Raw genomic sequence first — 12,118 nt, 5'->3', positions numbered from 1 at the left:
TGGACGCCCGCCGGTCCGCGCCTCATGATGGCCGGATGGATCTTCACGGAGAACTGCCCTCCGCGGTGGACGCGGACGCCCTGCTCGGGCTCGCCAAGGGCCATCACGGCCGCACCGTACGGCCGGCCGGGACCCGGGAGGCCGCCGGACACCTGGTGAAGGTGTACGCCCTGACGGCACCGGGGCGTACGGTCACCGAGGCCGACACGGACGCGGCGCTGGAACTCGCCGGGGCCCATCTGGCGCTCGGGCGGCTGCGCGGCTCGCTCGGGCTCTCGGTGCTGATCGTGCACGCGGGCGGCGACGGGGACTACGTCCTGGTGCACACCTGGACCGAGGGCCACATGTCCGACCTCGCCGTGTTCACCGGCCCCGCGGGACGCCCCGAGGAGCTCCGGCCGGGCCGGACCGGGCTCGCACCCTGCGTGTGGGAGGCGGCCGTTCTCGCGCACGAGCGCGGCGCGTTCTCCCGGCACGTCCTCGGCGGCACCGGCGCCCTCCCGGACCGGCTCGCGGCCTGGGGCGCGGACGCCGTCGCGGGAACGGTCCGTTGACCGGCACGCCCCTGGTGCGTCACGCCGGGCGCGCCGACCTGCCGCGCGTCTGCGAACTGGCCGCACAGCACGCGGAGTACGAGCGCGCCGCGCCACCCGTGCCCGATCTCGCCGCACGGCTCGCCACCCTCCTCTTCGACGCGCCCTCACCACGCCTGCGCTGTCTGGTGGCCGAGACTCCGGACGGCGAGGTCGTCGGCTACGCCACCTGCTCGCCCGAGCTGTCCACCTGGGAGGGCCGCGAGTACCTCCACATGGACTGCCTGTTCCTGGCCCCCGGCCACCGGGGTCTCGGCCTCGGCGCGCTGCTCGTCGACGCCGTGGCCGCCGAGGCCCGCGCCCTGGGACTCGGCGAGGTGCAGTGGCAGACCCCCGCCTGGAACGAGGGCGCGGTCCGCTTCTACGACCGCCTCGGCGCCCGTTCCCTGGAGAAACTCCGGTACAGCCTGCGGATCACCGGATGAACCCCGAAGGTGCCGCCCGGCAGTTGTTCCACGAGCTGCTCGACCACGAGGGGCCCGACGCGTGTGCCACGGTCGTCGAGCCTTGGCTGACGCGCGCCGGGGACGGCTACCGCGGCCTGCTCGCAACGGCCCCTGGGGTGTTGACGGCGCCTGCCTGCGACGGACCGGACGAGCGGCGCCGGGACCTGGTGTGGGAGCTGTACGCGCTGAGCCGGGTCAGTGACGTGCTGCTGCTCTCCTTCCAGCCGCCGGGGTACGACGGGTGGGCCGGGCCGGGCGTGACGATGGATCAATACCTGGGCCTGTTCGCCCGCCTGGGCGCGGTGCCGTTCGAGGAGACCGCGGTCTTCGATCCCTTCCGCCACGAGATCGTGGAGGTCGAGCAGGCCGATGACCCCGACCAGCCGGTGCGGATCACCGAGGTGGTGTGGCCCGGACTGTGGCTGGGGCCGGTGCTGTTCGGCCGCGCGGGGGTGCGGGTGCGCGCCGGCGTGCACCACGCCGAACGCGGTGTGGCCGACCGCTCCCCGCTGTACTGGACCTTCCGGCGTCGGCACCGCCCCACGGTCGACCTGTCGCAGGGCTGGGGCCACAATTCCCAGTGGCGCACGGACTTCCGCGTCGACCTGCGCACCGGGGCGGGCGACCGCGTCAACACCGAGGGCAGTGCACACGTCGATGCCGTCGAGGACGGTACGTCGGAGGCGCTCCTGACCCCTGCCGAGCGCCGTGATCTGCTGCGGCGGTGCCTGGTGCGCACGCCCGTCAACGCCGCCGCACTCGCCACGGATCCCCGCTGGGCGGAGGACCTGTTTCCCTTCGACTGGCACATGGAGTCATGACGGTACCGGCACTCGCGGCGCGGCGGAGCAATGCGGGCGATCGGCACGGACGACCGTTGCGACGGTCTATCGTGTCCCCATGTCCGTCCCGGAACTGATCCGTATCGTCTCCCGCGACTCACCGATGGCGCTCGCCCAAGTGGAGCGTGTCCGCGCCGAGTTGGCGGTCCTCCATCCGCAGGTGCGCACCGAGGTCGTCCCGGTGAAGACCACGGGCGACAAGTGGCTGGGCGATCTGTCCAAGGTGGACGGCAAGGGGGCGTTCACCAAGGAGGTGGACGCCGCTCTGCTGGCCGGGGAGGCCGACCTGGCGGTGCACTGCGTCAAGGACGTGCCGGCCGACCGGCCGCTGCCCGCGGGCACCGTGTTCGCAGCGTTCCTGAAGCGGGACGACATCCGTGACGCGCTCGTCCACCCGGGCGGGCTCACCCTCGACGAGCTACCGGCCGGCACCCGGATCGGCACCTCCGCGGTGCGCCGTGTCGCCCAGCTCGCCGCCACCCACCCGCAGCTGCAGTGCGTGCCCTTCCGCGGCAACGCCAACCGCCGCCTGGAGAAGCTCGCGGCCGGCGAGGCGGACGCGCTGCTGCTCGCGGTCTCCGGTCTGGAGCGCATCGACCGGCGTGACGTGATCAGCGAGGTGCTCTCCCCGGAGACGATGATGCCGCCGATCGGCGCGGGCATCCTCGCGCTGCAGTGCCGTGAGGGCGACACCGAGCTGATCGACGCCGTCAGCGGGCTCGGCGACCCGGACACCTACCGGGAGGCCACGGCGGAGCGCATGTTCCTGCATGTCCTGCAGGGGCACTGCAACAGCCCGATCGCCGGTTGTGCCCGTGTGGACCGCAGTGGTGAACTGTCCCTGCGTGCCTGTGTGTTCACGCCGGACGGCAAGACGCGGCTGAACGCCCACGAGTGGGCGGGCCGACTCGACCCGGCCACGCTCGGCACCTCGGTCGCCGTGTCCCTGCTGCGGCAGGGTGCCCGCGAGATCATCGACGGCATCCCGCACTGACCCGCCATAGGGCCTGACCCGCCATAGGGGCCGTCAGGCGGTGCCCGGCTCCGTCTGGTCCTCCAGGTCCTTCAGGAAGACGCTCACCTGGTGGGCCAGGCTGCCCGGTCCGGCAGCCGCGGAGGCGGCGGCGACGGGCTCCTCGAGCAGTCCGATGCCGCCCGCCCACAGCCGGCGGTCTGTCCACTCCTCGTCGACCCGCAGCTGGACCTGGACGTCGACCTGGGTCAGCGACGCCTCCGACCCCGCCGCGTACACCACGGCGGTGGCCCGGCGCAGCGGGTAGACGTCGAAGCCCTCGATGAACTGCGAGTTGCGCCAGTCGATGAAGGCGCCCTCCCCGTCGGGGCCGACCCGGACGTCGATCTGCCCGTCCTCCAGCTGGACGCTGAAGTGGCGCGCGCCGCGGTTCTCGATGGTCACCCGGACACTGAAGTACGTCAGCCCGGCAGCCGCGTCGTCGCGTCCGCGGGGCGGCTCGGCCGCCTCCAGGCTGTGGACGCGGACGCGCAGACCGGCATGCTCGTCGTACTCCTGCCAGTCCCCGACCACGTTCGGCTCGTACACAGTGCCCCTCTATCGACCTCGGAGAGCTGCTGTCTATCTGTGCGCCGAGCACACTGTCAAATGAGCAGAATGCGCTGTGGCCAGGGGATTCGCCCGCTTTGATCGCTGATCAAGCGCTGCGCAGCAGGAATCCTCTCGGCGGGCCCCGAGGCGGTGTCCGCCTGCGTGCCGCACATCACGTCCGGGCAAGATCAGCGGGCGAGCCGGCCCAGCAGCGAGGAGGCAGCGGTGATGCCGAGTGCGGCGGCCACGAGAAGGACGCCGAAGTCGGCGGCGAGATGCGCGGGCGTGCCGAGCAGAAGGCCACGCAGGGCGTCGACTTGGTAGCTCAGGGGATTGGCCTTGCTGACCGCCTGGAGCCAGCCGGGCATGATGGAGACGGGGTAGAGGGCGTTGGAGCCGAAGAACAGCGGCATCGTGATCGCCTGTCCGAAGCCCATCAGACGGTCGCGGTTGAGGACGATGCCCGCGATGGTGATCGACAGGCAGGAGAAGAAGGCCGAGGCGAGGACCACGGCCGCTGCGACGCCCAGCAGACGCAGCGGGTTCCAGGTCATCGCGACGCCGAGCAGGGCGGCGATGACGATGACGACGACCGCCTGGACCAGCGACTTCACTCCGGCAGCGAACGCCTTGCCGGTGATCAGCGCCGCGCGCGGGGTGGGCGTGACCAGCAGTTTGTTCAGGATGCCGGCGTCCCGCTCCCAGATGATCTGGATGCCGTAGAAGATGGCGATGAACATCGCGGACTGGGCGATGATGCCGGGCGCGAGATAGTCGATGTAGGGGATGCCACCGGTGGGTATCGCCCTGATCCGGCTGAAGGTCTGGCCGAAGATCAGCAGCCAGAGGGCGGGCTGCACCGCCCTGGTGTACAGCTCGGTGCGGTCGTGGCGGAGTTTCTGCAGTTCGACGGCGCACATCGCGACCACCCGGGCGGGCAGCAGCCGCCAGCCCGCGCGGGGCCTGGGCGGCCGCAGCAGCAGGTCCCTGTCCGTCGTGGGGACGGGGTCAGCCGACGCGGTTGGCGGTGCGGCGGGTGCTTCGGACATCGCGGAAATCTCCTGACTTCTCGTCGAGACCGCTGCCGGCGACATCGCGGAAGACGTCCTCCAGCGTGGGCAGCGTGTCCGTGGCCGGGGCGCCCGCGGCGCGGCGGCGTTCACCGAGCCCCCGTCTGAGTTCGGCGGGCGTGCCGAGGGCGCGGATACGGCCGTGGTGCATCAGACCGACGCGGTCGCAGTACTGGTCCGCCTCGTCCATGTAGTGGGTGGTGACCAGGACGGTCATGCCGGTGGCCGCGCGGACGGCGTTGATGTGCTCCCAGACACCGGTCCGGGCGATCGGGTCGAGGCCGATGGTCGGCTCGTCGAGGATCAGCAGACGGGGTGCGCTGACCAGGGCCTGGGCCAGCTCCAGCCGGCGGACCATGCCGCCGGAGTAGGTGCCCGCCAGCCGGTCGGCGGCGTCGGCGAGGCCGACGGCGGCCAGGGCCTGCGCGACCCGTGCGGCCCGCTCGCGGCGGGGGACGTCGAAGACCCGGGCGAAGAGTGCGACGTTCTCGCGTCCGGTGAGCCCGCTGTCGGCGGACAGCTGCTGCGGGACGTACCCGAGGAGGCGTCGTACGGCCATGCGGTCGCCGGCCGTGTCATGGCCGAAGACGCGGACCATGCCCGGGGGGACGGGCAGCAGCGTGGTGATGCAGCGGATGGCGGTGGTCTTTCCTGCGCCATTGGGGCCGAGCAGTCCGAAGACCTCGCCCTCCCGCACGGTCAGGTCGAGCCCGTCCACCGCGTTGGTCTCCCCGAACGCGTAGGCGAGCCGCGTGCAGGTGACGGCTTCGGCCGGGCCGGCGGCGGTGTCCCGCGTCATCATTCCCCGGCCTCCTCGTGCAGGGTGACGGCCAGCTTGCGCAGCGCCGGGAGTGCGGCGCGCAGCGCTTCCCGGTCCGCCTCGTCGAGCCGGTCCACATGGCGCCCGACGAGGGCCGCCCGGCGCCGCTGCCAGTCCCGCAGCCGGTTGCGGGCCGCCTCGGTGAGCTGCAGCCGGGCGGCACGCCGGTCCGCCGGGTCGGTCTCCCGGATCAGATAGCCGTCCTTGGCGAGCTTGTTGACGAGGGTCGAAACGGAGTTGCTCGCCAGGTAGAGCTCCTTGGCGGCGTCCGAGATGCCGATGCCGGGCCGGGCCTCGACCAGGCGCAGCAGTTCCACCTCGGCGCCGCGCAGCCGCGGCGCGGTCAGCCCGCTGCGCAGCCGGCGGCGGATCAACCGCTGGATGCCGACCAGGGTGTCCGCCAGCTCCTCCGGGAAGGCCTCGGGCGTCTTCGGTCCCTTCGGTTCCACACTTGAAGATTACCTCTGAGTCAGAGGTATCTCTCCCAAGAGAACCCCAAAGAACGGTCAAATCGGACACTGGACGACTGGGCAGCGTCATCATTTCGGGTGATTTGTTTCGGCATGTCCGGTCCGGGGAATGTTCATGCAAGTGCTTCGGACAGGAGGCACGTCCGTGGGAGCCGGTTCGCCGGGCGCCCCGGGTGTCCCCTCAACGGTCCCAGAGCGCGCTCTCCCATGGTGTCTGTCCCATCCAGCACCTGCTGAGGGAGGTGCGCACCCGCCATGGGTACCACCACCAGAACGAAGCCCCATCCGCACGACGACGCCCCCGACACGGCCGAAGCGTTCGAACGCCTGGCGGAACTGCCTGACGGCCCGGAGCGCCGGGCGCTGCGGGACGAGCTGGTCCGGCTCTGGCTGCCGATGGCCGAGCGGATCGCCGTCCGCTTCCGTGACCGCGGGGAGACCCTGGAAGACCTCTACCAGGTCGCGGCCCTGGGCCTGGTCAAGGCCGTCGACCACTACGACCCGGCACGCGGCCGCGCCTTCGAGGCGTACGCCGTACCGACCGTCACCGGTGAGATCAAGCGCCACTTCCGTGACCACATGTGGACGCTGCACGTGCCGCGCCGGGTCCAGGACCTGCGCAACCGGGTCCGGAGCACCGCCAAGGAACTCGCACAGACGATCCCGGGCCGAGCCCCCACGGTCGCCGAGATCGCCGAACGCGCACAGCTGACCGAGGACGAGGTCCGAACCGGTCTCGAGGCACTGGAGTGCTTCTCCGCGCTGTCGCTGGACGCGGAGATGCCGGGCACCGACGGTTACGCCCTGAGCGACGCCCTCGGTGAGAGTGATCCCGGCTACGACCTCGTGGTCGACCGCATCGCCGTCAAGCCCTGTCTGGAGGCGCTGCCCGAGCGTGAGCGCCTCATCCTGTATCTGCGGTTCTTCCGGGGCATGACACAGAGCAGGATCGCCGAACAGCTCGGGATCTCCCAGATGCATGTCTCGCGGCTGCTCAGCGGCTGCTTCGACCGGCTGCGCGAGGATCTGCTGGCCGAGGCGCGATGAGCCTCACTCCGGCAGTGTCCCCGGAACCTGCGTCGGACCGTGCCGGTCCAGGGCGTCCTCCAGCTCGGCGCGGATCTCCGCGGGCATGTCACCGGTGCGTCCCCAGATGAGGATGAGGTCCGCGACATTGCGCAGCTTGATGTTCGTGTGCTGGGAGACCTCCTTCAGCACCTGCCACCCCTGGTCAGGCGTGACCCGGCCCAGTGCGACCACCATTCCGATCGCCTGGTCCACCACGGCATGCGAGGCGACCGCCTCCTTCAGCTGCTGCACTTCCTCCTGCAGCTCGAAGATGCGATCCGTCTCGTCCTCGTGGCGCTCGCCCATGCATCAATCGTGTCACTCGTCCGGCCGTATGCCACCAGGGCACTCGGCAGGCGCTCGGACCGCTTCCGGTTGGACACTGGTGGAAGACCGGTGGCCACCGGTCCCCGAGACCAGGACGCGAGTGCGATGAACCATGACACGCCCCTCCCCGGCGACGCGAAGAAGAAGGAAGTCGTCTCCACGCACTCCGTCTTCGGCGCCCCCTGCTGGGTGAGTCTGACCAGCCGTGACCTCAAGGCCACGGAGGAGTTCTACGGGGCCGTACTGGGCTGGCGCTGGCGCAACGCCAAGCTCGGTGATCATTTCCGGATCGCGCTGGCGGGCGGGGTGCCGGTCGCCGGGATCGCCGCGGTCGCCGCCATGTGGCAGATGGCGGTGACCTGGACGCCGTACTTCGCCGTCCCGAACGCGGACGAGGCCGCGGCCCGGGTCCGGGAGCGCGGCGGCACCGCGGCGGTCGGTCCGCTCTCCTTCCCGCCCGGGCGTGCCGCGCTGCTCGCCGACCGGGACGGAGCCATCTTCGGCATCTGGGAGGGCGAGCTCATCTCCAACTGGGAGACCTGGCGGCGGGCGGCGCCGACGTTCATCCGGCTCCACACCCGCAACGCCTTCGACGCCGCCCTCTTCTACGGCGAGATCCTCGACTGGGCCACGGACAGTCCCGGCTGCTGCGAGGTCGAGTACGAGGGCGGCGAGGTGGTGCTGCGCAGCCGGGGCGACGTGGTGGCGCGCATCGACTCCGGTGCGGTGGAGGCGGCGCCCGATCCGTCGGTCCGGCCGCACTGGCAGATCCACTTCGCCGTGGCCGACGTGGCGGACTGCGCCCGGGCGGCGGAGAAGCACGGCGGCAGCGTGCTGCGCGAGGAAGAGGAGGAGGCCGTGCTCCGGGACCCCGACGGCGCGCAGTTCACGGTGACCTCGCGCCGCGAGCACTGATCTTCACCGCGTCCCCGTCGCCGCGTCCTGGGTCCTGTCGTCGGATCCCCGTCGTCCGTTCCTCTTGTCGACGCGGGACGGCCGGGACAGCAGGACGAGGCTGCGTGCGTCGACCCGGAGCCTGGTGCCCGCCTTGCGCTCGCGCTCGTCCGGGACCCCCTCGGGGTCGGCCGTGTCGATCAGGGTGGTCCAGCGCTCGCCGTAGGTGTCGTCGGGCAGCCGGAAGTCCACCGGTTCCCAGTAGCTGTTGAGCAGCAGCAGGAACGAGTCGTCGACCACGCGCCGGCCGTAGGGGTCGCGTTCGGCGATGGCGTCGCCGTTGAGGAACACGCCGACCGAGTGCGCGTCGGGGCGCTGCCAGTCACGGCCGGTCATCTCGCGGGCGTCGGGCAGCAGCCAGACCAGGTCGGGCAGGCGTTGCCCGGCGTGGGTCACCGTCTCGCCGCGGAAGAAGCGGCGGCGGCGCAGTACGGGGTGGGCGGCGCGCAGGGCGATGACGTGGCGTGTGAAGTCCGTCAGCGTGCGCTGTTCCCCGGTCGGCGACCAGTCGATCCAGGAGACCTCGTTGTCCTGGCAGTAGGCGTTGTTGTTGCCGCCCTGGGTGCGGCCCAGCTCGTCACCGTGGCAGAGCATCGGGATGCCCTGCGACAGCAGCAGCGTGGCCATCAGGTTGCGCTGCTGACGGGCACGCAGCTCCAGGACCGCCGGGTCGTCCGTCTCGCCCTCGGCGCCGCAGTTCCAGGACCGGTTGACGCTCTCCCCGTCCCCGTTGCCCTCGCCGTTGGCCTCGTTGTGCTTGTCGTTGTACGAGACGAGATCGCGCAGGGTGAAGCCGTCGTGCGCGGTCACGAAGTTGACGCTGGCCCGGGGCCGGCGCCTGCTGTGCGCATAGAGGTCGGAGGAGCCGGTGAGCCGGGAGGCGAACTCGCCGAGCGAGCCCGGTTCCGCCCGCCAGAAGTCCCGTACCGCGTCCCGGTATCTGCCGTTCCACTCCGACCACAGCGGCGGGAAGTTGCCGACCTGGTAGCCGCCCTCCCCCACGTCCCAGGGCTCGGCGATGAGCTTGACCCGGCTGATCACCGGGTCCTGCTGGATCAGGTCGAAGAACGCCGACAGCCGGTCCACCTCGTGGAACTGCCGGGCGAGCGTGGCCGCCAAGTCGAAGCGGAAGCCGTCGACGTGCATCTCGGTGACCCAGTACCGCAGCGAGTCCATGATCAGCTGAAGCACGTAGGGATGCCGCATCAGCAGGCTGTTGCCGGTGCCCGTGGTGTCGTAGTAGTGCGCCCAGTCGCCGTCGACGAGACGGTAGTACGAGGCGTTGTCGATACCGCGCAAGGACAGCGTGGGCCCGTACTGGTTGCCCTCGGCGGTGTGGTTGTAGACGACGTCGAGGATGACCTCCAGGCCGGCCGCGTGCAGCGCCTTCACCATCGCCTTGAACTCGTTGACCTGCTGGCCGCGGGTGCCGAAGGCGGCATAGGCGTTGTGCGGGGCGAAGAAGCCGATCGTGTTGTAGCCCCAGTAGTTGGACAGGCCCCGGTCCTGGAGGACGCCGTCCTGCACGAACTGGTGCACCGGCATGAGTTCGACGGCGGTCACCCCGAGCGAGGTCAGATGCTCGATGACCGCCGGGTGCGCGAGGGCCGCATAGGTGCCGCGCAGCCGGGGCGGGACCTCGGGGTGGGTGCGGGTGAGTCCACGTACGTGCGCCTCGTAGATCACGCTGTCCGCGTACGCCCGCCGGGGCGGGCGGTCGTCGCCCCAGTCGAAGTACGGATCGGTGACCACGCCGAGCATGGAGTGCCCGGCGCTGTCGGCCGGGGAAGCACCGCCCGGATCGCGCTCGTAGAGCGAGGCGTGGTTGTCGATCTGCCCGTCCACGGCTCGCGCGTACGGGTCGAGGAGCAGCTTCGCCGGATTGCACCGGTGGCCGAGGTCGGGGTCCCACGGGCCGTGCACCCGGAAGCCGTAGCGCTGCCCCGGTCCGATCCCGGGGACGTAGCCGTGCCAGACGAAGCCGTCGACCTCGGTCAGCGGGGCGCGGGTCTCGGTGCCGGCGTCGTCGACCAGTACCAGGTCGACCTGCTGGGCGACCTCGCTGAACAGGGCGAAGTTGGTGCCCTGTCCGTCGAAGGCGGCACCCAACGGGTAGGGGTGCCCGCTCCAGACGGGCACCCCTTTCCGCTTGGGTCGCGCCGTCACCGGGCGTCCTCCAGGGCGGCCTCCACCGGGTCCGCCGGGGTGGCCAGTGCGGCGACGGGCACCTCCCGGGGCACCTGGCGCACATAGCGCAGGCTGGGCGCCGGGGCCGTCGGGACCAGCGGGACGCGCTCGCCGGAGCGGGCGCGCTGGGAGAACCAGATGATCTTGCTGCCGGTGTCCGAGGCACAGCACCCCCAGCCGTCGCTCGTCGCGGCGATCTGGGTCAGGCAGCCGCGCAGGTCCTGGTCGGGACGCAGATCGCGGTCGTCCTCGCCCACGGCGGTGATCAGATGCTGGCCGTTCCACCACATCTCGATCGATGTGTGCTTGTCCGTCGCGTGCTCGTCAATGGCCCGCAGCAGCAGTTCGGTGCCGCGGCAGACGGGATCCACGAGATTCTCGAGGTCCCAGTAGCGGAGGTGGGCGGCCAGGATGCGGCTGACCTGTCCGACCCGTTCGGGGCTGACTTCCACGTCGAGGTGGTAGTAGCAGGGCACTGCGGTCTTCATTGTCGCTTGCTCCTCACCGGCGAAGCTGCCGCTCGTTCTCGCCCCCGCAGGCAACGGCCCCGATCACTGAGCGTCGAGCACTGATCGCTCCTGAGTCAGATCCACAGTGCGGGTACTACGCCATTCGTGCAACACGAGAGCACTCGAGTGGTGGTTGAAGATCCAACAAGACGCTGAGTCGTCACACGTGCACCATGAGTGAAAGTGCCTCGATCGCCGTAACGGTTCCGTGCCTCTCCGTGCACGGAGACCACCCGACCGTCGGGAAACGCGCCCAGTCGAGAGCGTGGAAGGTGAAGAGGGCCATGCTGCTACCCGCTAAGGCCGAAGTGGCCAGGCAGTTGCGGCGGTACCGGGCGTGGGAACGCGTGATGCTCGCCTCTCCGGCGGACCGCGCGGTGCGGGCCACGTTCGAGGACTCGGGCTACACGCTGTGCGTGCTGATGGGCAAGCGATGCGCCCGCGAGGCCGCCGACGCCGCCGAGCGCTATCTGCGCTCCAGTCTGGGCAGTTACCTGCAGGAGCAGGGCGGGCGGCCCCATGGGAGCGGCGCGGCGCGGCGGGCTCCGCCGTGGGACCGGCGTTCCAGCGCCGGAAGGCACTGACCTTCCGGAGTCATTGGGATTCCGAGCCGGGCCCGGGGCCCGGCTTCGCGCACGGCGGAGGTGAGACCCATGAGTTCGACCCCGGCCATCGGCCGAGTTCCGGTTCGCGACGTCCGGCCGGCCGTGGACTGCGGCAGGCGCCCGGCGAAGGCAGTGACCGGGGAGACGTTCCAGGTCACGGCCACCGTCTTCCGTGAGGGCCACGACGCCGTCGGCGCGAACGTGGTGCTGCGCGACCCCGAGGGCCGCCCCGGCCCGTGGACGCCGATGCGTGAACTCGCCCCGGGCACCGACCGCTGGGGCGCGGAGGTCACGCCGGACGCGACGGGCCGCTGGACCTACCTCGTGGAGGCCTGGAGCGATCCGGTGGCCACCTGGCGCCGGACCGCCCGCATCAAGGTCCCGGCGGGCATCGACACCGGGCTGGTTCTGGAGGAGGGCGTGGACCTCCACACCCGGGCCGCCTCCGGGGTGCCCGAGGGCCCCGAGCGCGAAGCGGTGCTGGCCGCCGCCCGGGCGCTGGGCAACGACTCGCTCTCCCTGGAGGCCCGTCTCGGGGCGGCGTTGGCGCCGGAGGTGGACGAGGTGCTGGCGCGCTATCCGCTGCGGGAGCTGGTGACCGCGTCCGAGCCGATGCCGCTGCTGGTGGAGCGCGAACGCGCGCTGTACGGCTCGTGGTACGAG

General features: G+C 71.2%; 15 protein-coding genes. 8 read left to right on the top strand and 7 right to left on the bottom strand.

Going from position 1 to position 12,118, the window contains the following annotated elements:
• Positions 1-35: 35 nt before the first annotated feature.
• The 4 genes from Q8A52_RS40130 (at position 36) to hemC (ending at position 2,875) form a co-directional block, all read left to right on the top strand.
• Positions 36-554 carry a hypothetical protein gene (locus Q8A52_RS40130; RefSeq protein ID WP_316761292.1) on the top strand — a complete coding sequence of 173 codons (519 nt, stop codon included), beginning with the start codon at positions 36-38 and terminating at the stop codon, positions 552-554.
• The gene (locus Q8A52_RS40125) at positions 551-1,018 is read left to right on the top strand and encodes a GNAT family N-acetyltransferase (protein ID WP_316761291.1); all 468 of its coding nucleotides are present in this window, start codon (positions 551-553) and stop codon (positions 1,016-1,018) included. Before Q8A52_RS40130 ends, Q8A52_RS40125 begins: the two co-directional genes overlap by 4 nt.
• Positions 1,015-1,860: a hypothetical protein gene (locus Q8A52_RS40120; protein WP_316761290.1), complete on the top strand. Its 846-nt coding sequence runs from the start codon at positions 1,015-1,017 to the stop codon at positions 1,858-1,860. The genes Q8A52_RS40125 and Q8A52_RS40120 overlap by 4 nt, the downstream gene beginning before the upstream one ends.
• A gap of 79 nt (positions 1,861-1,939) precedes the next feature.
• The gene (gene hemC / locus Q8A52_RS40115; protein ID WP_316761288.1) at positions 1,940-2,875 is read left to right on the top strand and encodes a hydroxymethylbilane synthase; all 936 of its coding nucleotides are present in this window, start codon (positions 1,940-1,942) and stop codon (positions 2,873-2,875) included.
• A gap of 33 nt (positions 2,876-2,908) precedes the next feature.
• Here the strand turns inward: hemC and Q8A52_RS40110 are convergent, their stop codons facing one another.
• From Q8A52_RS40110 to Q8A52_RS40095, 4 genes are all read right to left on the bottom strand, one after another.
• Entirely contained in the window at positions 2,909-3,442 is a 534-nt protein-coding gene (locus Q8A52_RS40110; protein WP_316761282.1) for a hypothetical protein, read from the bottom strand.
• Positions 3,443-3,633: 191 nt separating this feature from the next.
• Positions 3,634-4,494: an ABC transporter permease gene (locus tag Q8A52_RS40105; RefSeq protein ID WP_316761280.1), complete on the bottom strand. Its 861-nt coding sequence runs from the start codon at positions 4,492-4,494 to the stop codon at positions 3,634-3,636.
• Entirely contained in the window at positions 4,454-5,314 is an 861-nt protein-coding gene (locus Q8A52_RS40100; RefSeq protein ID WP_316761572.1) for an ATP-binding cassette domain-containing protein, read from the bottom strand. The genes Q8A52_RS40105 and Q8A52_RS40100 overlap by 41 nt, the downstream gene beginning before the upstream one ends.
• Positions 5,314-5,784 carry a MarR family winged helix-turn-helix transcriptional regulator gene (locus Q8A52_RS40095; protein WP_316761278.1) on the bottom strand — a complete coding sequence of 157 codons (471 nt, stop codon included), beginning with the start codon at positions 5,782-5,784 and terminating at the stop codon, positions 5,314-5,316. The genes Q8A52_RS40100 and Q8A52_RS40095 overlap by 1 nt, the downstream gene beginning before the upstream one ends.
• Positions 5,785-6,060: 276 nt before the next feature.
• Here Q8A52_RS40095 and Q8A52_RS40090 point away from each other — a divergent pair, with 276 nt between their 5' ends.
• Positions 6,061-6,852 carry a SigB/SigF/SigG family RNA polymerase sigma factor gene (locus Q8A52_RS40090; RefSeq protein ID WP_316761275.1) on the top strand — a complete coding sequence of 264 codons (792 nt, stop codon included), beginning with the start codon at positions 6,061-6,063 and terminating at the stop codon, positions 6,850-6,852.
• A gap of 3 nt (positions 6,853-6,855) precedes the next feature.
• Here Q8A52_RS40090 and Q8A52_RS40085 read toward each other — a convergent pair whose 3' ends face one another.
• Positions 6,856-7,179, bottom strand: a complete 324-nt coding sequence (locus Q8A52_RS40085) for an ANTAR domain-containing protein (RefSeq protein WP_316761272.1) — start codon at positions 7,177-7,179, stop codon at positions 6,856-6,858.
• 126 nt (positions 7,180-7,305) lie between these two features.
• On the opposite strand from Q8A52_RS40085, the gene Q8A52_RS40080 reads away from it, so the two are divergent.
• Entirely contained in the window at positions 7,306-8,115 is an 810-nt protein-coding gene (locus Q8A52_RS40080; RefSeq protein WP_316761270.1) for a VOC family protein, read from the top strand.
• 3 nt (positions 8,116-8,118) lie between these two features.
• Here Q8A52_RS40080 and glgX read toward each other — a convergent pair whose 3' ends face one another.
• Together glgX and Q8A52_RS40070 are read right to left on the bottom strand one after the other, a co-directional pair.
• Entirely contained in the window at positions 8,119-10,293 is a 2,175-nt protein-coding gene (glgX, locus tag Q8A52_RS40075; protein WP_316761570.1) for a glycogen debranching protein GlgX, read from the bottom strand.
• 23 nt (positions 10,294-10,316) lie between these two features.
• The gene (locus Q8A52_RS40070; RefSeq protein ID WP_316761269.1) at positions 10,317-10,829 is read right to left on the bottom strand and encodes a pep a2; all 513 of its coding nucleotides are present in this window, start codon (positions 10,827-10,829) and stop codon (positions 10,317-10,319) included.
• Between the two features lie 305 nt (positions 10,830-11,134).
• On the opposite strand from Q8A52_RS40070, the gene Q8A52_RS40065 reads away from it, so the two are divergent.
• Positions 11,135-11,434 (top strand): DUF5133 domain-containing protein, encoded by a 300-nt coding sequence (locus Q8A52_RS40065; RefSeq protein ID WP_316761267.1) that lies wholly within the window; start codon positions 11,135-11,137, stop codon positions 11,432-11,434.
• A 69-nt stretch (positions 11,435-11,503) separates the two neighbouring features.
• Positions 11,504-12,118 (top strand): maltotransferase domain-containing protein (locus Q8A52_RS40060; protein WP_316761264.1); only part of this gene is annotated, 615 nt, incomplete at its 3' end.

The sequence above is a fragment of the Streptomyces herbicida genome (assembly GCF_032656585.1).
GTDB lineage: Bacteria > Actinomycetota > Actinomycetes > Streptomycetales > Streptomycetaceae > Streptomyces > Streptomyces herbicida.
The sequence above is the reverse complement of the archived record's forward strand: the minus strand, read 5'-3'. Positions and strand labels throughout refer to the sequence as shown.

Coding starts and splice junctions, on each gene's coding strand:
- Q8A52_RS40130 (WP_316761292.1), top strand. CDS start 36: ATGGATCTTCACGGAGAACTGCCCTCCGCGGTGGACGCGGACGCCCTG.
- Q8A52_RS40120 (WP_316761290.1), top strand. CDS start 1,015: ATGAACCCCGAAGGTGCCGCCCGGCAGTTGTTCCACGAGCTGCTCGAC.
- hemC (WP_316761288.1), top strand. CDS start 1,940: ATGTCCGTCCCGGAACTGATCCGTATCGTCTCCCGCGACTCACCGATG.
- Q8A52_RS40105 (WP_316761280.1), bottom strand. CDS start 4,494: ATGTCCGAAGCACCCGCCGCACCGCCAACCGCGTCGGCTGACCCCGTC.
- Q8A52_RS40100 (WP_316761572.1), bottom strand. CDS start 5,314: ATGACGCGGGACACCGCCGCCGGCCCGGCCGAAGCCGTCACCTGCACG.
- Q8A52_RS40090 (WP_316761275.1), top strand. CDS start 6,061: ATGGGTACCACCACCAGAACGAAGCCCCATCCGCACGACGACGCCCCC.
- Q8A52_RS40085 (WP_316761272.1), bottom strand. CDS start 7,179: ATGGGCGAGCGCCACGAGGACGAGACGGATCGCATCTTCGAGCTGCAG.
- Q8A52_RS40080 (WP_316761270.1), top strand. CDS start 7,306: ATGAACCATGACACGCCCCTCCCCGGCGACGCGAAGAAGAAGGAAGTC.
- Q8A52_RS40070 (WP_316761269.1), bottom strand. CDS start 10,829: ATGAAGACCGCAGTGCCCTGCTACTACCACCTCGACGTGGAAGTCAGC.
- Q8A52_RS40065 (WP_316761267.1), top strand. CDS start 11,135: ATGCTGCTACCCGCTAAGGCCGAAGTGGCCAGGCAGTTGCGGCGGTAC.